The sequence below is a fragment of the Acetobacter sp. AN02 genome (assembly GCF_029759835.1).
In the GTDB taxonomy this organism is placed as follows: domain Bacteria; phylum Pseudomonadota; class Alphaproteobacteria; order Acetobacterales; family Acetobacteraceae; genus Acetobacter.
Genome location: NZ_JAJJND010000029.1, coordinates 1 through 26,614 on the forward strand (window position 1 = coordinate 1; position 26,614 = coordinate 26,614).

Annotated in this window: 17 protein-coding genes, 1 tRNA gene and 2 pseudogenes; 7 read left to right on the forward strand and 13 right to left on the reverse strand. The window is 60.5% G+C overall.

Features of this window, described 5'->3' with window-relative positions:
• A pseudogene (locus LOC54_RS05260) lies at positions 1-162 on the forward strand (IS5/IS1182 family transposase); the annotation flags it as partial.
• Positions 163-584: 422 nt separating this feature from the next.
• Here the strand turns inward: LOC54_RS05260 and alaS are convergent.
• From alaS to aroB, 4 genes are all read right to left on the reverse strand, one after another.
• Positions 585-3,236, reverse strand: coding sequence for an alanine--tRNA ligase (gene alaS, locus LOC54_RS05265; protein WP_279312788.1), 2,652 nt, complete (start codon positions 3,234-3,236; stop codon positions 585-587).
• A 67-nt stretch (positions 3,237-3,303) separates the two neighbouring features.
• Positions 3,304-3,825, reverse strand: coding sequence for a GtrA family protein (locus LOC54_RS05270; protein WP_279312789.1), 522 nt, complete (start codon positions 3,823-3,825; stop codon positions 3,304-3,306).
• Positions 3,826-3,898: 73 nt separating this feature from the next.
• The gene (locus LOC54_RS05275; RefSeq protein WP_279312790.1) at positions 3,899-5,041 is read right to left on the reverse strand and encodes an OmpA family protein; all 1,143 of its coding nucleotides are present in this window, start codon (positions 5,039-5,041) and stop codon (positions 3,899-3,901) included.
• Positions 5,042-5,425: 384 nt separating this feature from the next.
• Positions 5,426-7,222, reverse strand: a complete 1,797-nt coding sequence (gene aroB / locus LOC54_RS05280; protein WP_279312791.1) for a 3-dehydroquinate synthase — start codon at positions 7,220-7,222, stop codon at positions 5,426-5,428.
• 128 nt (positions 7,223-7,350) lie between these two features.
• On the opposite strand from aroB, the gene LOC54_RS05285 reads away from it, so the two are divergent.
• The 3 genes from LOC54_RS05285 (at position 7,351) to LOC54_RS05295 (ending at position 9,771) form a co-directional block, all read left to right on the forward strand.
• Entirely contained in the window at positions 7,351-7,791 is a 441-nt protein-coding gene (locus LOC54_RS05285; protein WP_279312792.1) for a hypothetical protein, read from the forward strand.
• Positions 7,792-7,825: 34 nt separating this feature from the next.
• Entirely contained in the window at positions 7,826-8,731 is a 906-nt protein-coding gene (locus tag LOC54_RS05290) for a tyrosine recombinase (RefSeq protein WP_279312793.1), read from the forward strand.
• A gap of 83 nt (positions 8,732-8,814) precedes the next feature.
• The gene (locus tag LOC54_RS05295) at positions 8,815-9,771 is read left to right on the forward strand and encodes an acetyl-CoA carboxylase carboxyltransferase subunit alpha (protein WP_279312794.1); all 957 of its coding nucleotides are present in this window, start codon (positions 8,815-8,817) and stop codon (positions 9,769-9,771) included.
• A gap of 16 nt (positions 9,772-9,787) precedes the next feature.
• On the opposite strand, the gene LOC54_RS05300 is transcribed toward LOC54_RS05295, so the two are convergent.
• The 4 genes from LOC54_RS05300 to LOC54_RS05315 all read right to left on the reverse strand — a co-directional run bounded on the left by LOC54_RS05300 (position 9,788) and on the right by LOC54_RS05315 (position 13,999).
• On the reverse strand, positions 9,788-10,549 hold the full coding sequence (locus LOC54_RS05300; protein ID WP_279312795.1) for a molybdopterin-binding protein: 762 nt from the start codon (positions 10,547-10,549) through the stop codon (positions 9,788-9,790).
• A 20-nt stretch (positions 10,550-10,569) separates the two neighbouring features.
• Positions 10,570-11,538 carry a bifunctional GNAT family N-acetyltransferase/(deoxy)nucleoside triphosphate pyrophosphohydrolase gene (locus tag LOC54_RS05305; protein WP_279312796.1) on the reverse strand — a complete coding sequence of 323 codons (969 nt, stop codon included), beginning with the start codon at positions 11,536-11,538 and terminating at the stop codon, positions 10,570-10,572.
• 6 nt (positions 11,539-11,544) lie between these two features.
• Entirely contained in the window at positions 11,545-12,636 is a 1,092-nt protein-coding gene (locus LOC54_RS05310; protein WP_279312797.1) for an aromatic ring-hydroxylating dioxygenase subunit alpha, read from the reverse strand.
• Positions 12,637-12,754: 118 nt separating this feature from the next.
• A complete protein-coding gene (locus LOC54_RS05315; RefSeq protein ID WP_279312798.1) occupies positions 12,755-13,999 on the reverse strand; it encodes a multidrug effflux MFS transporter in 1,245 nt (414 codons plus the stop codon).
• 272 nt (positions 14,000-14,271) lie between these two features.
• On the opposite strand from LOC54_RS05315, the gene LOC54_RS05320 reads away from it, so the two are divergent.
• Together LOC54_RS05320 and LOC54_RS05325 are read left to right on the forward strand one after the other, a co-directional pair.
• A complete protein-coding gene (locus LOC54_RS05320) occupies positions 14,272-16,026 on the forward strand; it encodes an ATP-binding protein (RefSeq protein WP_279312799.1) in 1,755 nt (584 codons plus the stop codon).
• A complete protein-coding gene (locus tag LOC54_RS05325; protein WP_279312800.1) occupies positions 16,019-17,944 on the forward strand; it encodes a response regulator in 1,926 nt (641 codons plus the stop codon). Before LOC54_RS05320 ends, LOC54_RS05325 begins: the two co-directional genes overlap by 8 nt.
• Before the next feature lie 6 nt (positions 17,945-17,950).
• On the opposite strand, the gene LOC54_RS05330 is transcribed toward LOC54_RS05325, so the two are convergent.
• The 5 genes and pseudogenes from LOC54_RS05330 to mutS all read right to left on the reverse strand — a co-directional run bounded on the left by LOC54_RS05330 (position 17,951) and on the right by mutS (position 25,532).
• Positions 17,951-18,358, reverse strand: coding sequence for a hypothetical protein (locus LOC54_RS05330; protein ID WP_279312801.1), 408 nt, complete (start codon positions 18,356-18,358; stop codon positions 17,951-17,953).
• Between the two features lie 95 nt (positions 18,359-18,453).
• Positions 18,454-19,543, reverse strand: a pseudogene (locus LOC54_RS05335) (glycerophosphodiester phosphodiesterase family protein).
• Positions 19,544-19,636: 93 nt separating this feature from the next.
• Positions 19,637-19,723: transfer RNA gene (locus LOC54_RS05340), tRNA-Leu, on the reverse strand.
• 127 nt (positions 19,724-19,850) lie between these two features.
• Entirely contained in the window at positions 19,851-22,754 is a 2,904-nt protein-coding gene (locus tag LOC54_RS05345; RefSeq protein ID WP_279312802.1) for a [protein-PII] uridylyltransferase, read from the reverse strand.
• A gap of 90 nt (positions 22,755-22,844) precedes the next feature.
• The gene (mutS, locus tag LOC54_RS05350; protein ID WP_279312803.1) at positions 22,845-25,532 is read right to left on the reverse strand and encodes a DNA mismatch repair protein MutS; all 2,688 of its coding nucleotides are present in this window, start codon (positions 25,530-25,532) and stop codon (positions 22,845-22,847) included.
• 326 nt (positions 25,533-25,858) lie between these two features.
• On the opposite strand from mutS, the gene LOC54_RS05355 reads away from it, so the two are divergent.
• Complete coding sequence (locus tag LOC54_RS05355) at positions 25,859-26,464, forward strand: acetate uptake transporter (RefSeq protein ID WP_279312804.1); 606 nt, start codon at positions 25,859-25,861, stop codon at positions 26,462-26,464.
• Positions 26,465-26,614: the final 150 nt, after the last annotated feature.

The window sequence follows — 26,614 nt, forward strand, 5'->3', positions numbered from 1 at the left end:
CGCTCGCGTGTCGAGCATGTCTTTGCCGATCAGAAATCGCAAATGGGTTTGTTCGTCCGAACTATCGGTATCACCCGAGCCACCATGAGGATCGGCCTGGCCAATATCGTCTACAACATGCGCCGCTTCCTCTTCCTCGAAAGATTGAACGCGAGCGCGTAGTCATTCAGCAGGGGACAACACTTGAGCTGCTCAAAACGCAGATCGAAAACGAACCCAAAAGTAGTCAATCAAATCGCCAAAAACCTGAAATCACCAGCCAAGCGAATCAACTATATGGTTCTTCGAACCCTCCACCTGACTGAAAATTCTCCATACCTGACGCCAGGGGACCCATGGCCATCTGCGATAGAAAATATTGCCCGAGCTTTTCCAGATAAGGTACGAGATCCTATTACAGGAGAAGAAGTATATTTGACGAAAGACTCATGGTCATTTGTTATGCGAAAATCGAGATTTGGCTAAATATTGACTTGCAATGGCCGATATCATGTCCTCAATTGAAGCTGCAATTAATTAAATTTTATTTACAATAAGGAAATAATGAGACTGTCGGGCCCAGATTATCCGGACCCGATGCGGGATTATCCCTTGAGAGCCTTCAGAATACCAGCCCGGATGGCCCCCAGAGCCGCATCAGCCTTAGCAGCATCCGGCCCTCCCGCCTGAGCCATATCCCGGCGTCCGCCTCCTCCTTTGCCTCCAAGAGCCTCGCTTGCCAGGCGGACGAGCGTGACGGCATCAAGAGCCTCGGGAAGCTCCGGATTGACATGAACGACTACGGAACCTTTTCCATCTGATGTAGAAATCAGGGCCGTCACGCCTGTCCCGATCTGCTTACCGATCGTTTCTGCCAGCCCCTTGAGTTCGCGGGCCGGTGTGTCACCGACATTTCGGAGAGCGACGGGAATGCCGGCCAGAGTTTCGGCCCTGGTTGCCGCGGAATCTCCTGCCGCCAGTTTACGCTGAAGATCGGAAATCTGTTTTTCCATCACCCGGCGTTCTTCCAGAATAACGGCCAGGCGCTCAGGAGCTTCAGGAGCATTGACTTTCAGCATGGCAGCCATCTGTGCCAGACGCTGTTCAGTGAGCACGGAGGCGGCTTCCGCAGCGTGTCCGGCAACGGCTTCGATCCGTCGGACACCGGCAGACACACCGCTTTCGGAGGTAATACGGAACAGGCCGATATCGCCCGTACGGGAGACGTGTGTTCCGCCGCAGAGTTCGACCGACCAGGCCGCTTTACCCGGGTCCGCCGGGCCCATGGATACCACGCGGACCTCATCCCCGTATTTTTCTCCGAACAGGGCCATCGCACCTTCTGCGCGGGCTTCGTCCGGTGCCATGATCCGGGTGGTTACGCCGGTATTTTCCCGGATACGGGCATTCACGTCGGCCTCAACCTGAGCCAGTTCCTCTGCCGTAATCGGGCGTGGCTGACTGACGTCGAAGCGAAGCCGGTCCGGCGTGTTGAGGCTTCCCTTCTGCGTCACGTGCTCGCCGAGATGGCGGCGCAGCGATTCATGCAGGAGGTGAGTGGCAGAGTGATGGGCACGGATGGCTGAGCGGCGTGTATGGTCCACTGTGGCGCGCACGGCCATGCCTGGCTTGAGTGTGCCTTCCGTGACCGTGCCCGTGTGAATGATGAGATCGCCGAGTTTCTTCTGCGTATCGCTTATGGCCACGCGGACGCCCGGCGCCGTGATCAGTCCCTGGTCTCCGGCCTGACCGCCGCTTTCTCCGTAAAAAGGTGTCTGATTGAGCACGAGGGAAACTTCCGTTCCGACCGGAGCTTCCTGCACGAGCGAGCCGCCTGCGACAATGGCCTGAACTTCTGCTTCGGCATTCTCAGTCGTGTAGCCACGGAATTCAGTCGGCTCGACGCTGTCCCTGATCCCGAACCAGACGGTTTCGGTAGCGGTATCACCTGAGCCCGCCCAGGCCGCGCGCGCGCGCTGGCGCTGCTCGTTCATGGCGGCATCAAAGCCCGGGACATCCACGGTATGGCCGCTGCTGCGCAGGGCATCCTGTGTCAGGTCGAGAGGGAAGCCGAATGTATCGTAGAGCTTGAAGGCGACGTTGCCAGGCAGCGCGCCTCCGGGAGAAAGTTTCCCGGTTTCTTCAGACAGCAGGCCGAGACCACGTTCGAGCATGGCCTTGAAGCGTTCCTCTTCGTCACGCATGGTTTCACGGATCAGCGGTTCTGCCCGGCTGAGTTCGGGGTAAGCCGCTCCCATCTCGCTGATCAGTGCCGGCAGAAGCTTCCAGAAAACCGGTGTTTTCGTGCCCATCATGTGCAGATGACGCATGGCACGGCGCATGATCCGGCGCAGAACATAGCCGCGTCCGTCGCTGGAGAGCTGTACGCCATCAGCAATCAGGAAGGCGGTGGAGCGCAGATGATCTGCAACGACGCGGTGGCTGGCGCGGAATGCACCGTCCGGAGACTGTCCGGTGACTTCCGCTGAGGCGTGGATCAGGGCCTGAAACGTATCGGTGTCGTAGTTATCGGATTTGCCCTGCATGACCGCTGCAAAGCGTTCCAGCCCCATGCCGGTATCGATCGAAGGCCGGGGGAGCGGCGTACGGACGCCCGGCGGGTCTTCGAAAAACTGCATGAACACGAGGTTCCAGATTTCAACAAACCGGTCTCCGTCTTCGTCGGGTGAGCCTGGGGGGCCGCCGGGAATGGACGGACCGTGATCGTAGAAAATCTCGGAGCATGGTCCGCATGGTCCTGTATCACCCATGCGCCAGAAATTGTCGGATGTGGGAATCCGGATGATGCGATCATCGCTGAGGCCTGCAATTTTCCGCCAGAGCGCTGCGGCATCCTCATCTTCGGAAAAGACCGTGACCAGAAGCTTATCTTTCGGGATACCGAAGCGCCGGGTGATCAGATCCCAGGCGAATGTGATGGCCTGATCCTTGAAATAATCACCGAAGGAGAAATTGCCCATCATTTCAAAAAAAGTGTGATGGCGGGCGGTATATCCGACATTGTCGAGGTCGTTATGCTTGCCGCCGGCCCGGACGACTTTCTGTGCCGTCGTCGCACGGGAATAGGGGCGGGTTTCCTGGCCGGTGAAGACGTTCTTGAACTGGACCATGCCTGCATTTGTGAAAAGCAGGGTCGGATCATTGTCCGGAACCAGCAAGGAGGACGGGACGATCTGGTGAGTATTCTCCGCGAAGTAGTCGAGGAAGGCTGCGCGGATATCATTGGTGGTCATCATGAGAGCGGAACGGTCCTGTCCGGCGGGAAACTTAGAGTTCTGTCTTTCCGGGTGACGGCCGGGTTTGTCAATGTGTCCCGGGCGGACTTGCTGACGGCGGAGAGGGATCAATCGGTTCCGGCTCTGCGAGGCCTGTGGTGATTTCCGCAAGCTCCTGCAGGGATTCCGGAGGTTTTTCCCGGAAGACCAGACGTCTGGAAAGAGTGAAATTTGCAGCCAGGCCTGCGATGGCTCCGGCAGCCAGCGCGATCACAGGGTATCTCACGCAGAGCGGGGAAACGAAATAAAGCAGAAAAATCGTTCCGCGATTGAGCGTGAATCCGAGACTGTTGGCGGACAGAAATCTCAGCCACTGCAGCACGGGATGTTCGAACCGTCCGGCATCACGAAAGGTCCAGAAGCGGTTTGCAGCCCAGTTCAGGGAGGCTGCGACAAAATAGGCGGCAAGAGTGGCAGCCGTCAGTCCGATCAGCGGACGCAGAGCGTAGAGCGTGGCGGTATCCCATACCAGCCCCAGTGTACCGACGGTACCGAATCTGATGAACCGGACAAGGCCCGGAGGAAGTTCTTCGATAAAACGCAGAGACATGATCATGACCCCCGCAAAAGCAGAAAGGGGGTGTCCGAGACACCCCCTTTGCTGACACTCTGTGATCCGGAGATCAGTGCAGAATGATTTCCACGCGGCGGTTCTGCGGCTCGCGGGTGTTCGGACCCGTCGGAACCAGCGGGTGAGCCTCACCGTAGCCGTGGATGTCGATGGCGGTCGCCGGGACGCCGTCACGAACCAGTTCAGCCTTCACGCTGTTAGCGCGACGGATGGACAGACCCTGGTTATACTTCTGACCACGTGCGCCCGGGTGAGCGGCGGAGTTGTCGGTATAGCCATTGACCTCGATGCGGGTCGTCTGGACGTGCGTGGAAGCCTGAGCAGCTTCTGCAACGATCTGACGTGCACGCGGGGTGAGGTTGGACTTATCCCAGTCGAAGAACACGAGATACGTGCGGGCCGGAGCCACGGACGGGACAGCTGTTACCGGCTGCGGCGGCGGCGGCGGCGGAGCCGTATCGAACGCATAGCGCAGACCCAGAATGAACTGGTGGTTGAAGCGGTGGTCAAAGTTCACGTTACCCTTGGCCAGCTGACCGTTGGCGCGACCTGACGTGGACTGGTATGCACCGTCCGTGAAGGTCTGACCGATCATGCGGTATTCAGTCGTGATGGCGAGACCCGGAACGCCCGGAATGTCATATGCCGCACCAACGATGCCCTGATAGGCAAAGCCGCCGTTTGTGCCGCCAACGCGGTTATAGGCGCCGTTTACATAGTTGGTCGTGACCGGGGAGTAACGCTGCCACAGGTAACCTGCACCGACACCGACGAACGGCGTGACGGGAACATCGAGACCGAACTGCTTCAGGTCGATGTCATACAGCACGTTGACCAGACCGCCGTAGGACTCGTCATGTCCGCCGGTGTGGCCATTAACGCCCGTGTAGCTGCGGTGGTTGATCTGGGAGTAGTTGTATACACCCTCGACCTCAGCGCGCAGGCCGTTGCCGAAGCCCCAGCCGAATGCACCGAAACCGGTGAAGCCGTCTTTGTGACGGAACTTGCTCTTGGTGCCGCCTGCATTGTCGGTGCCATCAGCAAACGTCGTCGGCGCAAAGCGGCCGTGCTGCGTCTGGACCAGATTGTAACCACCGCCGATGTTCACATACGGGCCGGTGATCGTGCTTGCGGAGGCTGCTGCCGGAGCAGCTGCCATGAGTGTTGTAGCGAATAACGCCTTGCGGAGACGCATTTTCTCGTCCTCATTATTTCATCGGGCCGTTTCTGTCTGCCAACCAGCGGCAAAGCAGAATCGTCAGATGTCTGAAGGCTCTATAGGGCATGGAGTTCCGTTAATGGAACCCGTCGTGAGCCTCTCTGGGATCATTAGACCCTTAATAGTGATTTAATTGCAACAGTTTGTTTGTGCTATGGAATGACAGGGTATTAACGGGAAAATAATGCGCCGGGCGAAGCGGAATTCACGTCCGCTTCAGGCGGGTTCAGGAAAAGCGCCGGTTTCCGCGATATTCTGAAAAAGCAATATTCCGGAAACATATCGGCTGTGTGGCGGTCGGGATACGGTGGCGGCGGTTCCGTCCGGAGAGTTTCTCAGGGTGCACGGCTCCCCTGCGTTTTATTCCGAGCAGCCTTCTTCGTGCAGCAGTTCCCGGACGGCCTCAGAAGGCACGTCGCTGCAGGTGAATGCCTCACCGATTCCGCGAACGAGAATGAATGCGAGTTTTCCGTCCCGCATTTTCTTGTCGCGCCCCATATGCGCCATCAGGGTTTCTGCCGAGAACGTAAGGCCGGTATTGCGTCCGTCCTCCCGTCCGATATCCCGGATTCCTGCAGGCATGCCGGATGCATTCAGATGATGCGTGAGGCGGTCGAAATCCTCCTGCGGGCAGAAACCGAGGCGGACCGACAGCTTGAAAGCAAGGCGCAGACCGATCGAGACGGCCTCACCATGCAGCAGCCTTCCGTCATATCCCATTTCCGCCTCAAGTGCATGCCCGAAGGTATGGCCGAGATTGAGCAGTGCCCGGCCGCCGGAGGATTTTTCCTCGCGTTCATCTTCCAGTACTACGGATGCCTTGAAGTTGCAGGCCTTCCCGACAGCCTCTGCCAGGGCTTCCGTATCCAGAGCGAGTATGGCGGCTGCGCGCTTCTCGCACCATTCAAAGAACGGACGATCTCCGATCAGCGCAGCCTTGAGAATTTCCGCATATCCTGCGCGGATTTCCCGCTCGGGCAGGCTGTTCAGTACGGATGTATCGGCGAGGACCGCAAGCGGCTGATGAAATGCGCCGAGAAGATTCTTGCCCTGCGGCGTGTTGATTCCGGTCTTGCCGCCGACGGAGGAATCGACCTGGGACAGCAGTGTCGTCGGGATCTGTATAAATGGTACCCCGCGCAGTACGGAGGCCGCGACAAAACCGGCAAGGTCTCCGGTCACACCGCCGCCAAGAGCGATGATGGCTGTGCGGCGTTCCGTTCCGTGCTCCAGGATGGCTCCGGTAATACGTTCGTATTCCGCGATTGATTTTGAGCCTTCTCCCGGTGGAAAAAGTACGGCGCGTGACTCCGTGCCTGTTTCAGCAAGGGATTCCATCAGAGGACGGAGATACAGACCGGCAACGGTCGTGTCCGAGATGATGATCACCTTTTTCTGTGGCAGAAGCGGTGCGAGCAGGGCTCCTGCTCGTCTGAGCAGATCCGGGCCGATCAGAATATCGTATGCCCGTCCGGTGAGCGGAACATGCACGACACGCGGGCGCTGTGCCTGTGCCAGCGCTGATATGACCTGCGAAACAGAGTGATCCACGTCGTCGTCTCCGCAATCCACAATAACATCGGCCTCCGCGTAGACCGGATGGCGTATCCGCGCCAGTTTTTCCAGAACCTCGCGGGGGTTGCCGCTGTTGAGCAGCGGGCGGTGCATCCGTCCGCTCACGCGTCTGAGCAGAACGGGGACCGGGCAGCGCAGCCAGACGGAGGTCGCACGGTGCCGGATCAGTTCGCGGGTTTCCGCGTTCATGAAGGCACCACCACCGGTGGCGATCACCTGGGGGCCGGTTGCGAGCAGCCGCCGCAGCACGCGCCGTTCGCCGTCACGAAAAGCGGCCTCACCATAGCGGCTGAAGACATCGACTATAGAGCAGCCGGCAGCCCGTTCGATCTCGATATCCGCATCTACGAATCCAAGTCCCAGCCGTGCGGCCAGCATCCGTCCGACGGTACTTTTCCCGGCTCCCATGAGACCGATCAGAACGATACTGCGCCCCTCATCCGCCCCCAGGCGAGCGGCAGCCGAGCGGAGGCAGTCGAGATTGAGGGGCAGAAGTGAAGCGGCCGCATCTTCTCCTGTCAGGGAGTGATCCGGCGGATTTCCTTCATTTTCAGACAGCGAGGTTAAGGTGGTACGTGACATAGGCCGCAACCTAACATAGACCGGGAACAGTTTCGCCTGGGGTTCTGTCATCCGGAAAGAACATTGAAGGTTCCGGAAAAGAGGAGCGAGGACCGGGCTTCATCAGTCTTGTCGCGGATAAAACAAGAATGCGCCGATTTTCCCTGATCCTTTCCGTTCTGGTTGCCGTCCTTCTTCTGGGTGGTCTTGTTGCTCTCGGGCTGCCCGGGCATGCGCCCGCTCCGCAGCCGGTGCACAGGGATATTCCGGTCTCCGGGCTTGCCCCGGCTCCGCAGCAGCTGACGATGCCCGCTATCGTGCCGCCGCCTGCCGGAGGGACGGCAGCCGTATCCCCGGCTCCTGCCTCCGTGCCGCTGCCGGCTTCGGCCACGGCTGCTTCACCGGTATCTCCTGCCGCGGCACCGGCACCAGTGACGGCACCGGCTGTTACGGCACAGCCTGTTGCGCCTCCTGCAGTGCCGTCCGTACCTGCAGCGCCCGTGTCGGCCACACCGACGCCGGCCACACCGGCGCCGTCTGTTTCCGGCACCCCGGCACCCCCGCCGGTTATGGCGCCTGCAACACGCTGAGGTTGCTGCCGGACAGGCGCAGCCGGGCTTTGTGATGGAAGAGGCCTTTCTTGAGATGATGGCGGCGGAACGTGGGGCAGCTCCCGCGACACTGTCCGCCTATCGTGCTGATCTTGATCTCTGCTCGGAATTTCTGTGCAGACAGGGCTGTGTACTGAGCCGGGCCTCAGCGGAGCATCTGTTCGCCTGGGTGGCGGATATGTCTGCCGGCGGGCAGTCGCCAAGGACTGTTGCCCGCAGGATTACGACCCTCCGTCAGTTTTTTCTTTTTCTCCTGCGTGAAGGCATGAGGTCGGATAATCCCGCCTCAGTTCTGGATGCGCCGGTGCGGGGTCGGAAACTTCCTGAATTTCTGTCTGAGCAGGAGACCCTGCGTCTCCTGCAGGCTGCCCGGGAGGTTTCTGGGGAGACGGCTGCGGCTCATCGGCGTGCCCTCGTGGCGACGGCTGCGATTGAACTTCTTTATGCTTCGGGGCTGCGGATATCGGAACTTCTCTCTCTGCGCCGTGAAGCGTTCCGGGCTGAGGCGCGGAGTCTGATTGTCCGGGGGAAGGGTGGGAAGGAGCGTCTTATTCCTCTCTCCGGGTCTGCCCGTGCGGCGGCTCTGGCGCTGATGGAGCAGGACCGGGAAAAGGGCAGCCCCTTCCTTTTCCCGGGGCGGACACCTGGTTCGCCGATTACGCGTCAGGCTTTTGATTATATTCTGCATGATGTCGGCCGCCGGGCCGGACTCGATACGGCCAGGCTGTCGCCCCATGTGCTGAGACACTCCTTTGCCACGCACATGCTGGCGCACGGTGCTGATCTGCGGACGCTTCAGACGCTGCTGGGGCATGCCGATATTGCCACCACGCAGATCTATACGCATGTTCAGGCCGGGCGGCTGCGCGAGGCTGTCGAGACGCATCATCCGCTTGGCCGGCAGGCGCGTGACGAGTGACCAGGCGGGGTCTGCGGACCATGAAAATTCCCTGACGATGAGGCCTTCCGGCCTCCCCGGATAATATGCTAACGGAGCGCTTTATGCGTCAGTTTCTGGATTTCGAAAAACCCGTCGCCGAGCTTGAGAACAAGATCGACGAACTCCGGCAGATGACCGCCTCTGAAGGCGTGAATATCTCTGATGAGATTTCGCGGCTTTCGGTCAAGGCGGAAAAGCAGCTCCGTCTGCTTTACTCAAAGCTGTCTCCGTCTCAGAAAGTGCAGGTTGCCCGCCATGCGCAGCGGCCTCACGCGCTGGATTATATCCGCAGCCTGATCTCGGATTTCACGCCGCTGGCCGGAGATCGTCAGTTTGCAGAGGACAAGGCTGTTGTCGGCGGGCTGGGTCGTTTCGAGGGGCAGCCGGTTGTCGTGATCGGCACCGAGCGCGGCGCCGATCTGGAAACGCGGCTTGCACATAATTTCGGGATGGCGCGTCCGGAAGGATACCGTAAGGCAATCCGTCTGATGAAGCTGGCGGCTCGGTTCCGTCTGCCGGTTCTGACATTTGTGGATACATCCGGTGCCTGGCCGGGGATCGATGCTGAGGCACGAGGCCAGGCCGAGGCGATTGCGCGGGCGATTGAAACCTGCCTGTCGATTCCGGTGCCGCTGATCGCGACGGTGATCGGTGAGGGCGGGTCAGGCGGTGCGGTGGCTCTGGCCAGCGGCGATCGTGTGCTGATGCTTGAGAACGCGATCTATTCCGTCATCTCTCCGGAGGCCTGTTCCTCCATTTTGTGGCGTGATCCGAAGCAGGCTTCCACGGCAGCGGAATCCCTGCGTCTGACCGCTCAGGATCTGAAAAAATTCGGCATCATCGACCGGATCATTCAGGAGCCGGTTGGCGGTGCCCAGCGCGATCCGGAAATTACGATCACGACTGCGGGCCGGGCGATTGCCGAGGAACTTGCCGCTCTTCAGGCGGAGAATCCCAAGGGGCTGATTTCACGTCGGCGGGAGAAGTTCCTGGCCATCGGGCGGGTGACAGGGGAGTAAAACTCCCCGTCTGACCTCAGGCAGGAGGTTCTCCTTCTGTCGCGCTCACTCCGGCAACGGTCTCGATAATATTCCTAAGGCTGTCGCTTACGGCGGCCAGGGCGTCCGCGTCTGTGCCCTTCGCGACCAGAGCAACGCCGCGTCGGCCATCTTCCCTGTGATAGGGGTAGGAGCCGATATCGATCTGCGGCCAGCGGTCCTGCAGTTCGCCTAGGGCTGCGGCAATCACGCTTTCATAAAGTTCGCCGGAATGCCAGGCGACGGACCGGACCGGGGCTCCACGCAGAAGCTTCGGCTCAAGTTCGTGAAACATGGCCTGCATGATGGACGGGACTCCGGCCATGACATGCACGTTCCCCATGGTGAAACCCGGAGCCACGGAGACCGGATTCGGGATCGGCGAGGCTCCGCGCGGCATCATGGCCATGCGCTGCCGTGCCTCCATAAATCTGTCCGTGCCATAATGCTCTTTCATCAGCCGGGCAGAGGGTTCGTGAAGTTCGAACGGGACACCGAACGCTTCGGCGATGCAGGATGCGGTGATGTCATCATGGGTCGGACCGATGCCGCCCGTGGTGAAGACCTGGTCGTAGCGGGCGCGGAGTTCATTGACGGTTGCAATGATCGTTTCGCGGATATCCGGAATGATCCGCACCTCTTTCAGTGGCGCACCGATTTCCCCCAGTCTCCCGGCAATAAAAATAATATTGGCGTCCCGGGTCCGGCCGGAGAGGATTTCATTGCCGATGACGATCATGGCGGAGGCAGGAGAGGTCATGGGTCGGGTTTCCTGAACTATCAGAGCAGATCGCGGAGGAAGGGCAGAAGCGGAAGATCGGCCTGCGGCATGGGATAGGTGTCTAGTTCGTCGGCCGCGACCCAAGCCAGGGCCTGTCCTTCCCGGCCTGAAGGCGTGCCCTGCCAGCGGCGGCAGACATAGAGCGGCATGAGGAGATCAAAGGAGTCGTAGCGATGGGAGGCGAATGTCAGAGGGGTGAGACAGGCAGCCGTCACGTCGATTCCGAGTTCCTCATGCAGCTCCCGGATCAGTGCCTGCTCGGGGTTTTCTCCGGGATCGATTTTCCCGCCCGGGAATTCCCATAATCCGGCGAGGGATTTTCCTTCCGGACGGCGGGCCAGCAGCACCCGGAAATCGGGGCTGATCAGGGCGGCAGCGGTCACGAGCAGAAGACGGCGCGGTGCGTCGGGTTCCTCGGGTTCAGCCTGAGCCGGAGAAATCGTGCTGCGGTCCGCCTCAAAGCGAAGGACCGGTGCCTTGCCGTTCCGGGCGAGAAAGAATTCCTCTCCGGTTCCGGTTTCCTGCAGTCCGGCATGGCGCAGGACGGCGATGGAGGCCAGGTTGTCGGTGGCTGCGAAGGCTTCGATTTTCAGGATGTTCAGATGGGAGAACGCGTAGCTGACCACACGCTGGACGCAGGTCTTGGCGAGGCCGCGTCCCCAGAACGGGCGGCCGATCCAGTATCCCAGGCGGACGGTCTCTGATGAGATACGGGTCAGTCCGATACAGCCGAGCAGCCGGTCCTGTGCATCCGTGAGTGCGAAGTGCCAGGCGGTTCCGTCTTCCGCCTGCCGGATCGTTGCAGCGATCCACTCATCGGCCAGCTCCCTCGGATAGGGGAAGGGCAGGCGGCTGAGCATCCGGACCACGCTCCAGTCGTTGATCAGGCGATGCACGGCCTCCGCATCGGAGGGCCGGAACGCCCGCAGGATGGTGTCTCCGGCAGTCAGTGTGGTCCGGTGGTCCATATGCCCTCAGACGGCTGCATTGTCTGCTGAAGGAACGCCGCATTCGGCAAGCAGGTCGCGCAGGGCATTGATCACGGGGAAGACTTCCAGATTGTGATCGCCGCCAAGTTCATTCCATGCCTGCTGCTCAAGCTCCACGATTTCACGATCCTCTGCAAAAATCCGCTCCGTGAAGGCAACGAGGAGAGGCCAGGCGAGCTCCAGAATCCCCGGAATTTTCAGGCGCCTGACGGACAGCAGGCCAAATGTCCGGTTAGTGAGCTGATCCTTGTCCTGCGGTGTGTAGGCGATGAACATATCCATCACCGGGTCCTGGTCACCCGTCCGGATGCTGAGTGTCTGATAGGGATATTCCGTGCGGATCGTCATGACGTCACGATCGGCGAATTTATCGGAAGCATCCCGACGCTCTCCGAAGATCAGCGTCTCTCCCCAGGGCTGTTTTCCGCCGGTACGGGCGAAGGAATACCGGGCCTCGATCATGCCGGGCTCGCGTGTCTGTCCGAGAAACCGGGGGCGAATCTGCCCCATCTGTTTCATGTGCATGAACTGATGGTTCATATCCATCAGGTTCTCATGCATGAAGCTGTAGTGGCACTTTACGGTCCGGCCGAATTTCCGGGTTTTATATCCGGGGTCCGCCGAGCGGGCGAGGCGGGCAGGCAGGAGAACGGTGTCTGCCTTTTCCGGGTCGCCGGGGAAAATGAAGATCAGCCCGTCCTGCTCCAGACACGGGAAGGTCCGCACGCCGTTCGGCAGCTTTCCCTTGCCCAGATAGGGCACGTCAATGCACCGGCCTGAGCGGCCATAGGCCCAGCCGTGATAGCAGCATTGTACGGAATCGCCGTTCACGCGGCCTTTGCTCAGTGGCACCTGACGGTGGGCGCACCGGTCTTCCAGCGCGAAGACACTGCCGTTTTCGGGCCGGACAAGCACGATCGGCTGATCGGCGTAGCGGGTCGCCAGCGTCTTGCCGGGTCTGAGTTCACGGGACCAGGCGACCGGATACCAGAAGTCCGGATCGCAGTGGATTGTCCGCAGGTCGCGTCGCACGGAAGGCGTGACGGGACGGGTATCTTGCGGGAATGACGGGTCCATCTTACCTCGGCTCGGCCTCTGTCTGAGGCGTTCTGGCGGCGGCAATGGCATGGAAAACAGGAAGTGCCTGCCGCCTTCATCCGGGCACTATAGCATTGCACGGAGCGGGGGGAAGCACTCAGACGGGAGGCAGTCCGCGACGCAGAAACATCATGAGCAGCATGTTCATCGCGCCGATGCTCATGACGAAGGCTGTCGGCACGAGGGATGTATCGGGCATCCAGCCCATCAGAATGCCGCTGAGCGCGCCGATGGAGAACTGCATCGTTCCCAGCAGCGCCGAGGCCGTCCCGGCATGGGCACCGTGATGATGGAACGACATCACGGTTGCGTTTGATCCGATCAGGCCGAGCGATGACGTTCCGCCCATGATCAGCAGCCCCACGAGTACGGGATGCGCCGGGGTGACGAGATGCAGGCTGGTGAGCAGAAGGAACAGGCAGCAGTCCGTCACACAGATGGCCACTCCGGTTTTCATGAGTGTGGTGAGCGGGATGCCGCGATGGGCCAGTCTTCCGCTGATCTGGTTGACCAGGATGAACATCCCCGCATTGACGCCGAAGAACAGGGCGAAGGCGGAGGGTGAGAAGGCCAGAAGATGCTCGAAAATCACCGGAGCTCCGCCAAGATAGGCGAAGGTGACGAAGGTGCAGCTGCTGGCGATCAGGGCATGGATACGGAAATTCGGTTCCCGCAGGATGGAGAGATAGCGGGACAGGATCGTGACCGGGTGCAGCGGGCGGCGCATGTCTCGCGGGAGTGTGTCGGGCAGTCCGGCGAGCACGGCGACGATTCCGGCGAGGGCATAGATCACGGAGAACCAGAATATCCATCTCCAGGACCCCAGCTGCAGCACGTAGCTTCCGAGCGACGGGGCAAGCATCGGGGCCGCGCCGAATACGAGCATCAGCTGGGTCATGATGACCGCCCCCTGCCGTCCTGTCGCGACGTCGCGCACGATGGCGCGCGGGATGACCGCCCCCGTAGCGCCGCCCAGAGCGGACAGAAAACGAAAGAGGCAGAACAGCCCGAAACTGGACGTTATCGCGCACCCGGCGGAGGCAAGCGTGAAAATAAGCAGCCCTCCGATAAGAGGAGCGCGCCGTCCGAAGCGGTCTGAGAGCGGGCCGCTTGTGAACTGCCCGAGGGCCAGTCCGGCAAACCATGCTGCCAGAGTGAGCTGTGCTGATCCCGTGCCATGACCCAGATCATGTTCAACCTGAGGAAAGGCAGGCAGATACATATCCGTCGCAACCGGTCCCACTGCGGTGAGAAGACCGAGCAGTGCGATGACATGAAACGGGAGATGTCTCTGTCCGCTGTCGGAGGTGGCAGCAGGGGCAGCTTTGGCGAAGCCGGACATGGGAGTGATACGCCTGATCGGAAAGGGGGCGTGATGTTTCACGGAATAGAGGCGTTCTGTCCACTCTCTGAGAGAAAGCCTGGTATCCGGAAACTGTATGGCCGGACGGGATACCCCGCAGGAAAAGGGAAACCGGGAGCTGCGGTACCGGAGGCCTCACGCAGATTCTACAAATCACGGGGAGGCTCCGGCGCTAGGATGGTCGACCCGGGGCCCTGCAGCGTGCAGGGCGGACCGATATGTATGGAAAGGCGGATATCTTGACGGGAGCCATGTCACGTCTGCTGCTGGTCGGTTCGGACCTGACCCGGACCATGGGGCTGGACCGTGCTCTTGCGGCATGTGGCTTTACGGTCCAGACGACCGAAAGTGCGGAAAGTGCTCTGGCGCTGCTTGATGTCCGGGTTCCCGATCTGATTCTTGCGGATTATCGCCTGCCTGGTCTCAATGGCGTGCAGCTTGCTGCCCAGCTGAGATTTAGTCTTGCCATGCGGGGCGTGCCCTTCATGCTGCTGGTCGATCCGGCGGACAGGGCTCTGGAATATGAGGGGCTGGCGACGGGCGTCGATGCGCTGGTGCTGAAATCGGCGGACATGACGCTGCTCGTCTTTCGTGTCCGTGCCCTGCTGCGGGAGACGGCGGAGGTCCAGACATCTGTTGCGGGCGCATTCCGCAGGCCGGTTGTCGTCGTGCTTACGGGGCCGGGAGGACGTCTGTATGAGCGGGAAAACGGGTCTGCCTTTATCAGTATCTTAAGGGAAAACGGGAACGATGTCCGGGAGATTACGGCCGGGGCGATTCCGACGCTGCCCGGTGAGGAGACGGACTGTCTGATCGCTGATCTGACAGAGCCGGGCGCGGATGCGCTTGCGATATGCCGCCTGCTGGATATTGCGCGTCAGGAGGGACGGCTGGGCAGTCCTTCCATGCGGCTGATGGCCGTGGGCGGGCAGGAGGATATGCGCGGAATGCGATCTGCCGCGCTTTATGCCGCAGGAGTTGATGATCTGACGGCGGCCGAGGCCGATCCTCTGCTGTTTCTCAGCCGTGTGCGCGCCCTGCTGCGGCGGAAAATGTTTCTCGATCAGGTGCGGCAGGTCGAAAGCGAACGTGTGGCACAGGAGGTGGCGCTCGAGGGGGTGCGGGCCAAGGCAGCTCTTTCAGGTGCGCTTGAGGCTGCGAATGCGGAACTGGCTGCGGCCAACCGGCAGCTGATCGAGGCTCAGTCACGGCTGGTCCAGTCTGCCAAGATGGCGTCTCTGGGTGAACTCGTGGCCGGTGTCGCGCATGAGTTCAACAATCCTCTGGCATTTGTCATGTCGCATAAGGAGACGGTTCTCCGCTGTCTGGCCCAGGCGGCGCAGGGGCTGGAAGAGGGAAACACCGGGCGCGTCGGCAAGGCGCTTGAGAAGGCCTCGGACAGAATGAAGTCGTGCAGCACCGGCCTGGCCAGAATGCGTGATCTTGTGACCAGTCTGCGCCGGTTTTCCCGCCTGGATGAGGGACACTTTACCGTTGTGGATATTCCGGAAGCCATCTGCACGGTCCTGTCCCTGCTGGGGCCGAAGCTGGAGCTGGGAATTGAGGTGGTCTGTGATTTTCAGGCGCCGTGGGAACTGCACTGTCAGGCGGGTCTGATCCATCAGGTGGTGATGAATATCATCAGCAATGCTGCCGATGCCCTGCTTGCGGGTGGTGTTCCCGGGGTTTCTGCCGGCCGGATCGTGGTCGCCACCCGTCTTGAGGTCGGACACGACCGGGAACAGAGCTATGTGATTGAGGTGACGGATAACGGACCGGGTGTGCCTGCCGGTCTGCGGGAGCGTATTTTTGAACCGTTCTTTACGACCAAACCCGTCGGAACCGGAACAGGGCTGGGACTCGCGACGGCCTATGGAATTGTGCAGGCGCATCACGGCACGATACGGGTGGATGAGGCTCCGGGCGGAGGAGCGCGGTTTGTGGTGCGGGTTCCTGCGGAGGCTCAGCCCGTGGCGACAGAGATGAAGGACGTGTCCTGTGTGTGATGGAAGCGCAGCAATCCCGCTCCTGCAACGGCCTGTGGTCCTGATCGTGGATGATGAACCGGAAATCCTGCGGGCGCTGTCGGATACGCTGGAGGAGGATTACGAGGTTCTGTCCGAAACATCTGCGGAGCAGGCGCTCGGGCTTTTACAGCGCCGCGGCGACGTGGCCGTGATCATCTCCGACCAGAGGATGCGAGGAATGCCGGGTGATGAATTCCTCGCCCGGGCGCGGGGCATCTCCGATGCAGGCACCATTCTTCTTACGGGCTATGCGGATTTCGAGACTGTTATTTCAGCCCTGAACAAAGGGGCAATCACTTTCTATGTGGCAAAGCCGTGGATTCAGGAAAGTCTGAGAGCCATGGTGAGAGAGGCCAGCACGGCCTTCCGGACCCGTCAGGAACTCAGGACGGAGCGGATGCTCCTGCGGGGAGCCTTTGATCATCTTCCTGTCGGTCTGACGTTCTGCGATGCGGAGGGGCGCTTTATGCGTCTGAACGCGCGGGCTGCGGAGGTTGTGGGCCAGGCTGAGGCCTTCTGTATCGGTCGCACCGAGGAGGAGCTTCTGCCCGAGAGCAGGAAAAATGCCGCCCGGGCTGCTGAGGAGGAGTTCCGGTCTGAGGGGAAATCATCCCGTATCGATCATTTTACGGACGAGACGGGGCGTGAGCGCTGGCATCGCCTGACGCGGACGCGCCTGCCGGGCGAGGGAGAGCAGCAGACCGGTCTGTCGATTCTTATTCATCAGGATATGAGCGACCTGATGGAGATGGCGCTGCGTCTGCGGCATGTGGACAAGATGCAGGCTGTCGGGACGCTTGCGGGTGGTATTGCGCATGATTTCAATAATCTGCTGACGGCCATACTTGGGTCTCTGGAGCTTCTTCCGGATCTGCTGCCGCAGGAAAATGCCCCCGCGCAGAGGCTGATGGGGAATGCGGTCTCTGCAGCACGAAAGGGTGCACAACTGACCCGCAGGCTGCTCGATTTTAGTCGGCCTGGTGATGTGGTGAGGACGCCGGTTGCGATTCCGGATCTGCTGAAACAGTTGCAGGGGCTTTTAAATCAGACCGTTAACGGTCATGGTACCCGCAGCGAGACCCCTGTCACGCTGATGCCTTTTCCGGAAGAACTGCCTGCAGCTTCCACGGATGCGGGGCAGCTTGAGCTGGCGCTTGTCAATCTCTGTCTGAATGCGCGTGATGCGCTTCCGCAGGGAGGAGAGATCAGGATTTCGACCGGTTTCGAGCATGTGGCGGAGAATGACCGGGAGGGAGGTCTTCAGGCGGGGGATTATGTGGTTATCTCCGTCACGGATGGCGGAATCGGCATGTCGCCCGAACTTCAGAGCCGTATATTCGAGCCTTTTTTCACCACGAAACATCTCGGGGGCGGCAGCGGCCTGGGTCTTCCGATGATCTATGGCTTTGTCCGGCGAAATGGCGGCGACGTCCGGGTTGTGAGTGCTCCGGGTGAGGGGACCAGCATCACTCTGTGGCTGCCTGCGGCGGAGATTCCGGCAGCAGCCAGGCCGGAAACAGCCGATCGGGGTGATCCGTTCGTGGTGAAGGGACAGACGATTCTGGTCGTTGATGATGATCCAGGGGTGGGCATCGTGACGGAGGGTTTTCTGCGTCGGGCCGGATTTACCGTCCTGCGCTGTGAGAATGGTCAGGATGCACTCCTGCTTGTGCAGCAGAGACCCGAAATTCGCTGCGTCGTGATGGATCTGCTGATGCCTGGCATGAACGGAGATGAATGTGCGAGGCGCATCAGCGAGATCCGTCAGGAGATGAGCATCCTGTTCGTGACGGGATTTGCGGACAGGGCGGCTTTACCCGAAGGGGCCAGAGTGCTTGGCAAGCCGTTCAGCAGCGATGCTCTTCTGGCCGGTGTAAAGGCGATGATGCCGGAGTAGGGCGGTTCAGTCCGCGCGGGAAAGCGGCATATCTATGTTCTGTCCGGGTTTCTGTCCGGACAGTTTGAGGTCTGCCGAGTTTTCCGTCACGAGCGTGAAGCTGATAGTCACGTCCTTGTCCGACACGGACCAGGTGTTTCCCTTGCTGTATTGCAGCTCGTAAGACGGCTTGCGTTCTTTCTGCAGGAAGGGAGCAAGACGAATTGTGACGGGGCCTTTATCCGTCACATCTGCAGCCGTCGTGATAGTGCTGGGGGCAAGCCCCATTGAGGACCACGTGCCGGTGAGCTGTTTTGCCGTTGCGTGAATGTCCGGCAGCGGTGCAGGAGCGGCCTTCTTTGCCGCAGATGCGGCTTCCGCCGCTGCAGGCAGAAGGAGGCACAGCAGGCCGGTCAGGACAGGAAAGCGGGGCATGGAACGGTTCTCCGGTTCAGACTGATGCTGCTTCCTAGCTGATCCGGCCGGTTCAGACCAGAAACGGGGAGACCTGCACAAACCGGAGGTCTGCCTCAGAGCAGGGCGTGCCTGCCGGCTGCCGGATCATCCGTGAAGAATCCGTCCAGACCCATTGAAAGATACCGACGGAGTTCTTCGGCCATGCCTTCGGGATTTCGTTCTGCGGGATTGCTGCTGCTCCGCAGATGACGGGGCAGGAAATAATTCTCCGGCCGTGCCGTATAGGAATGGACGAGCGGCCCCGCCCGGTGAGCATCTGTAATCAGGGAGGAGGGAGAAAGCCAGTTGCCCGAGGCATCCCGTGGAATGATCGTGCTGTTCGACGGGCCGATAACATCCGCAAATTCTCTGATCCGTGCGAGACCTTCCGGTGTCATAAGGTCAGCATAGGTCGTGCGCAGGCCGCGTGCCGCAAGATCGGGAACGGGCATGTCCGGTGCGTCCGTCAGCATCATCATGCGCGCACGGGGATTGATCTGAAGAACTCTGTTCCGCAGGATTCGGAGTGTGCCGGTCTCAAAGGACTGGAGTTCAAGCGGCGCCGTGTGCGCTGATGGTCTGCAGAAAAAGTGCTTCAGGGTCAAAACCCAGAGTGCGGAAATAGGTGGAGTGCTTGATTTCGGGAATCAGTCCGATCTGCCGCCCTCGGGCTGAAGCTTCCGCCGCGGCAAATTCAATCACTTTCTCAAATGTCGGGATGCAGAACTGCCCGTCATATTGCGTATTCTGAGGGCGCAGTGCGGGAAGTCGTTCCCTGGCGCGCAGTGTCCGGATTTCGGCCAGAGTAAAATCGGTGGTGAACCATCCGCTTTCCGTACGGCCATCGATCAGGGCTGTTCGTTTGCGGGATGCAAATTCGGGGCGCTGCGATACGTCGGTTGTGGCTGTGATATTGGGCTCGTGCCGGGCGATCAGGACGCCGTCCTTTGTCGGCACCAGATCCGGTTCTATGTAATCAGCACCATCCTCAACAGCTTTTGCGTAGGCGGCCATCGTATGCTCGGGACGGAGCGCGGACGCGCCGCGGTGGGCGAAGATCAGAGGGGAGGGTGAGCGCGGAGAGACCGCACAGCCTGACATCAGCGTCCCTCCGATGGCAGCGACTGATCCGGAGATTAAAGCATTGCGGCGTGTGAGGATCATAAGCAGCAGTACTGATTCTGTGCGGGGGGAGCGGATGAGATGGAACCGATCCCCGAAGGGGAAAGACCAGTCACATCGTATCTATCGGGAGAATGGTGCCCAGAAGAAGACTCGAACTTCCACGACCTTGCGGCCACAGGTACCTGAAACCTGCGCGTCTACCAATTCCGCCATCTGGGCTCAGAGGCAACCGGTTATCCCGGCTGGCGTTGGGCTTTCTACTGATTAAGGCCGATATGGTCAATAGGACTCTCCGGGAAAAAGCGCGTTTTTTCTTCCCGGAAAGAAAATTCATAAAAACAGAGTGTTATGCGGATATTTTAGTGCTGTACCGGGCCTCGATCGTATCGAGCCTTTCTTTCAGCCGCGCGGTAATTTCCTTCAGTCTGCGCTCGTCCGTAATTTTCAGACCGAACATGTCCTTCACATAGAAAACATCCACAGCCCGGACGCCGTAGGTCGTGATATGCGCGGAGGCGATCTGGAGCTTGAGCTCATTCAGCGAGCGCGTCACATCATAGAGCAGACCGGGCCGGTCACGGCTGTTGATTTCGATCACCGTGCAGGTGGAAGAGGCGCGGTTATCGATCACGACACGCGGAGGGACGAGAATGGCCCGCGTGCGGGAGGACAGTCGGCCGGGGGACAGGCGGGAGATTTCTTCCACGATATCGAGATTGCCGCGTACGGCGCGTTCGGCCTGGGATGCCAGACGTGCCAGGCGGTGCGGTTCGTCAAAAGCCGTGCCGGAGGCGTCCTGAATCCACAAAGTGTCCAGAGCCATGCCGTTGGAGAGCGTGTGAATCCGGGCATCTACGATCGTGGCCCCGGCAAGGGACATCGCACCGGCGATTCTGGCGAACAGGCCGGGATGATCGGCCGTATAGATCGTGACTTCGGTCACGCCGCGCGAGGGAAGCGGCTGTGTCTCGATTGTCAGCGGGGCCTGACGGGCTTCCGCATCGCGAATGATGCGTGCGTGGCGCAGCTGCGTGTCCTGGTCGAAGGACAGCCAGTAGCTGGCATAGCCGAGATCCAGAAAGTGGCGGATCGACTCCGGATCAGCGCCTTCATCTTCCAGGATTTCCCGCAGGATATCCTTGCTGTGACTGACGCGGACGTCGCGCTCTGTCGTGGCAAGACCACCTTCGAGCACTTCGGCCACGCGGGTATAGAGTTCCCGCAGGAGCGTGGCTTTCCATGCGTTCCACACCCGGGGGCTGACTGCCCGCATATCCACGATGGTCAGCAGCAGCAGCAGGCGCAGACGTTCCGGGGACTGCACGACATCGGCTACGTCGAGAATGGTCTTGGGATCGTCGATATCGCGCTGGAAGGCGGTGTAGCTCAGGAGAAGATGCTGCAGCACGAGCCAGGAAACGGTCTCTGTCTCTTCCGGAGAGAGGCCGAGGCGGGGGCAGAGCTCCAGAGCGATCTGGGAGCCGAGCTCGGAGTGGTCTCCGCCGCGACCCTTGGCAATGTCGTGCAGCAGCACGGCCATATAGAGCACACGGCGGGAGCGGAGACCTTTCGCCAGTTCGTAGGCGATCGGGATCTCATCGGCCATTTTCCCGTTTTCGACGCAGCTCAGGATACGGATGGCCTCGATCGTATGCTCATCCACGGTGAAGATATGGTACGTATCGAACTGCATCTGTCCGACAACACGGGACCAGTCGGGGATCAGCGCTCCCAGCAGACCGGTTTCGTTAAGGACATGCAGCCAGTGCGCGGGACCATGGGGCTGGCGCGTATCGGTTCCGTTATCGGCCTCTTCCTGGGCTGCCGGAATGCGTCCCGCGCCCCGGCGCGGACGTTCCGGCGGGTCTCCGCACAGCAGATCGAGAAAGATACGGGCGGTTTCAGGATCGTCGCGCAGGGCAGCGGCGCGGCGCTCCCAGCGGATAAGCTGCTGCCGTGCCAGAGGATGAGTCGGGATATGACGTTCGCGCGAGAGTTCGAGCATCCGGAACATGCGGACTGGTTCGAGATCGAACGAAATACCGCGTTCCGGCAGAATCTGCCCGTCGAGAAGCGTGAATCCGGCGTCACGCATCGCGTCATCCGCACGGACGGAAGCGGCGGCCGGTCCGCGGGCCTCACGCAGGACGGTCGGTTCCAGAACATGAGTCAGGCGCATGACTTCACGAGCGGTCAGGAAGTAGTGACGCATGAAGCGTTCGACACCGTCCTGGCGTCCGTGGCGTGTATAGCCCATACGCCCGCCGACGACGGGCTGCATGTCAAAGGTCAGGCGATCTTCGGCCCTGCCCGCGACGTAGTGCAGATGCATCCGTACCGTCCACAGGAAGTCCCAGGATCTGCGCGCCCGTGCTGCTTCCTGATCCGTCAGCAGACCGAGCCGGGAAAATTCCGGCACGAGCAGATCGGCCACGTGGCGGGTTCCGAATGTATAGCGGCACATCCAGTACAGCGTCTGCATGTCCCGCAGTCCGCCGCGTCCTTCCTTGATGTTGGGCTCGACCAGGTAGGGGCTGTCTCCGAAGCGCCGGTGACGGGTCTGGCGTTCCGCCCGCTTGGCCATGACAAAGGATACGGCCCCGGCTTCCACGCAGCTTATGATGAAGCGGGCCTCAAACATCGCGAACAGGCTCTGATCGCCCGAGAGCAGACGTGCATCCAGCAGAGCCGTGCGGACGGTGGTATCCTTTGCGGATTCCTCAAGGCACTGGCTGATGGAACGGGTTGCATGACCGACTTTCAGACCCAGGTCCCACAGGAAATACAGCATGTATTCCACGAGTGAGAGAACGGCGGGAGCCGGCTCCTCCGGAGTGAGGAACAGCAGGTCGATATCGCTGAACGGCGCCAGCAGACCCCGCCCGTAGCCGCCTGTTGCGGCAATCGTAAGACCGTGCAGCGCCCGGTCGTCCGTATCGGTTGTCTGGCGGGCGAAGGCGGCCAGTGTGCGGATGATCACGTCCGCGAAAGCCGCAAGGCGCTTGGCAGCCGCAGCCCCGCGGATCTCCCGCGCCTCGAACTGCTCGCGCACGCAGGTCTGGTAACGTCCGAGATACCGGCGGAAAATGGCGACGGCATCCTCCCGGCTGAATTCCGGAGAAGCTTCAGCCTCACTCAGGCTTTCTGAAAGTTCGGCCGCAAGACTTTCCGGCGTCAGGGGGAGACACCCGCGATGTCCGGTCCTGAGGGCGTTTCCGGAGGCGGAAGCGATGGCGAGAGGTGCATTCATGGGGACGGGCGGGCTCAAGGGGGAGAGGGCGGAACCGGGGACTATAATGAGTAAGACGGTTTAATAAAAACGATTAAGGTTATTTTCGGACTAATTTTGTCGGGCTTCAAGCGCGGCCTTGCGGAGATCGTAGAGAATCTCCAGTGCCTCACGCGGGGTGCAGCTGTCGGGATCGAGTTGTGCGATCCTGTTTTCCAGCTCTGACATGCCTTCGGAAACCGTAGCAGAGGACGAGGCTTCTGCCATCGTGTCAAATAATGGCAGGGGAGCCTGTGTCCGTGCATTCTCGCGTTCCAGCTCCCGCAGCAGGCGTCCGGCGCGCTCGACAACCGGCAGGGGAACACCTGCCAGCCTTGCCACGTGTACTCCCCAGCTTCTGTGTGCTGAGCCGGGAATGACTTCATGCCGGAACACGATCTGTCCCTTCCATTCACGCACGGCCATGGTGTGCGGGGACAGGCGGGGCAGGGTGTCCGCGAGCTGTGCCAGTTCGTGAAAATGGGTGGCGAAGATCGTACGGCAGCGGATGGAAGAGTGCAGTGCCTCCAGAACGGCCCAGGCAATGGCCAGCCCGTCCAGCGTTGCGGTGCCGCGTCCGATTTCATCGACAACGACCAGAGAGCGTGGTCCGGCCTGGTTCAGGATTGCCGCCGTTTCCGTCATCTCCACCATGAAAGTGGAACGTCCGCGCGCGAGGTCATCCGCGGCTCCCACGCGGGAAAACAGCCGGTCCACCACACCGATACGGGCGACCTCGGCGGGAACCGGCATCCCGGCCTGGGCGAGGATGACCGCAAGCGCGTTCTGCCGCAGAAAGGTGGATTTTCCGGCCATGTTCGGACCGGTCAGAAGCATCACACGGCAGTCCGGGGGAAGTGCACAGTCATTCGGCGTGAAGCGGCTGTCGCGCGGCAAGGCAGCCTCAACCACCGGATGACGGCAGGCGGTGAGAGAGAAAGCCTCCTGCTCAACCACATCAGGACGACACCAGCCGCTGCCTGCTCCGAGCACCGCGCAGGAACGCAGGACGTCACACAGGGCCAGAGCCCGGGCGATTCCCGGGAGTGTCTGCTCTTCAAGAATCAGCTTTACCAGCCGGGTAAAAATCTGCTGTTCCCGGATCAGCGCCCGCTCGGCTGCTCCGGAAATACGGCGATCCAGTTCGGACAGCTCCTCGGTTGCGAAGCGTGCGAGCGAGGAGGTTCCCTGGCGGAAGGAAAGATCCTCGCGGCTCCGCAGTTTCGTCCCCGCGGCGACAGGGACTTCCATTACATATCCGAGCTGTGCGTGGTGGCGGATTTTCAGGCTGGAAACGCCATAGGTCTCGGCATAGGAGGTCTGCAGTCCTGCCACAACGCGTCGCGAATCGTCCCTCAGACTGCGCTGTGCATCCAGATCTGCGTCAAATCCCGCCACGATGAACCCGCCATCCTCCACCCGGGCAGGCAGGTCCGGAGCGAGGGCGCGGGTCAGTTCCTCAAGCACGATCTCCCCGCCGGACAGCTTATGGCAGAGCCCGGGGATCACCGGGGGCAGAGGAGATGCTGTATTTGCATCGCTGAGGAGAGTTGCGACTGTTCTGGCAGCAGCCAGTGCGTCCCTGACTGCGGCAAGGTCACGGGGCTGTCCGCGTCCGACCGACAGACGGCCCAGCGCCCGCTCCAGATCCGGTGCGCCCCGTAATGCCTCTTTCATTGCTCCGATGAGGGAGGGTTGAGCGGCAAGCCATATCCATCCCCCCTGGCGCTCCGAAATGGCGGTAGTGTCGGTCAGGGGTGCCGATATCCATCGGGCCAGCAGCCGTGCGCCCGGCGCAGTGACGGTTCTGTCCGTTGCTGAGAATAATGTGTGGTCGCTGCCGCCGTCGCGGGCACGGAGCAGATCCAGACTCGCACGCGTCGCGGCATCAAGTCCGAGAATACCGCTTTCTTCCCGGGGAACCGGATGGGCAAGCCTGGGCAGCGTTCCGGCCTGGGAGCGGCGGATATAATCCACGGTCGCAAAACCGGCGAGAAGCTCCGTGTCGGAAAAGGTGCCGAACGCATCCAGACTGCTGACGCCGAATATATCTGCAAGCCGTGATCCTGCGACTTCTGCTCCGGGCAAAGCGGGGAGCGGCGCCCGATGGCTTTCCCATTCCGGCGGGAGAATACCTTCAGGTGCCAGAATTTCGGCAGGCTCAAGGCGTCCGAGAAGGTCTCCAAGCGCTGCGGTCGTAACCTGTGCCGTTTCGAACTGGCCTGTCGAGATATCGATCCAGGCGGCTCCGGCCAGGGACTTCGCTGATGTCCGTGAAGGTCGTCCCCGGCGTGTCTCCTCGGGGGACAGGACGACGGAAAAGAGCAGGCTGGCGCGACCGGGTTCGAGCAGTTCGTCTTCCGTCAGGGTTCCGGGTGTGATCAGGCGGACGATCGCACGGGAAAGCGGGCCTTTCTGACCGGGTCTGGGTGTTTCCGTCTGTTCTGCCACGGCAACGCGGAAGCCGCGTCGGATCAGGCGTGCGAGATAGGCCTGTGCCGTGCTGACCGGAACGCCGCACATCGGGATCGGTGCGCCACCCTGCTGGCCGCGTGTGGTCAGGGCGATGTCGAGCGCGGAGGCGGCAGCCAGTGCATCATCAAAAAACAGCTCGTAGAAATCACCCATACGGAAAAACAGCAGCAGATCCGGAGCTTCCTCTTTCAGCGCAAACCACTGAGCCATCGCAGGGCTGGCCCCTTCTGCAGAAGGGCGGATATAGGCGGCGGGGTCTGGCAGACCGGAGGCAGGCTGACTCATGTGCGGAACATGACGGCGGCGGGTGATTCTGTCACCAGTAAAGGAGGCTAGGTTCGCAATTCACCGGAAAGGAAGTGTTTGTACATGGAATGGGCAAGGCTGCGGAGCCGGCGCTCAGGCCGTGCGTCCCGCAGGGATGTCGCGGGTCAGGCGAGTTGTGCTGTTACCGGGCTTGTGGAGTATGGTCTGCCATGAGACACAGATTTGTGAATGTTTCAGTGCTTTCGAATCGGAAAGCTGCAGTAGGCAGTTAAGAGAAAATATGAATATAAGATATTCAACAATAACAGGACTGAATCGCACAGTCCCATCACGGAGCATCAGAGATGACGACCGGCTTCGCTAACCCCGCCCCGCTCGGTCTTGCCGGGTTCGGGATGACAACCATCCTCCTGAATGTGTGTAACGCCGGTTTCCTGCCACTGAATTCGTCAGTCCTTGCGATGGGACTGATTTTCGGCGGCTCCGCCCAGATGATTGCCGGGGTGCTTGAATATCCGAAAGGCAATACGTTTGGCCTGACGGCATTCACATCCTTCGGCGCTTTCTGGATAGCCCTGTGCATGCTGATCTTCCTGCCCAAATTTGGCCTGGTGGCACCGGCCTCTCCGGTCGCAATGGCTGTGTTCCTGGGTATATGGGGAGTCTTCACCGCCTTCATGTTCATCGGCACGCTGAAAGGGAATGCGGTTTTCAAATTCGTGTTCGGCAGCCTGATCGTTCTTTTCGCACTGCTGGTCGTCGGAGAGGCTACAGGGGAAGTGCTGGTCACACGGATTGCGGGATATGAGGGTCTTCTGTGTGGCGCTTCTGCTCTCTACCTCGCAATGGCGGAAGTTCTGGAAGAACAGTTCGGTCGTCCGGTTCTCCCGATCGGCAAGCCGGCTGAGGCAGCTCCGACTGTAACTCTCACGCCTGTAAGAGCTGCATAAGACGTAAATTCTGAAATAATGCCTTGAGGAATAAAGAGCCTGCCGGAGTGATCCGGCAGGTTTTTTTATTGTGAGAGGTGGCCCCGTCTGTTCGGACAGTTTTTCGGGCCTGATAAGCTATAGCCGGTTGTTGTCATGCTGCCGCCTTGA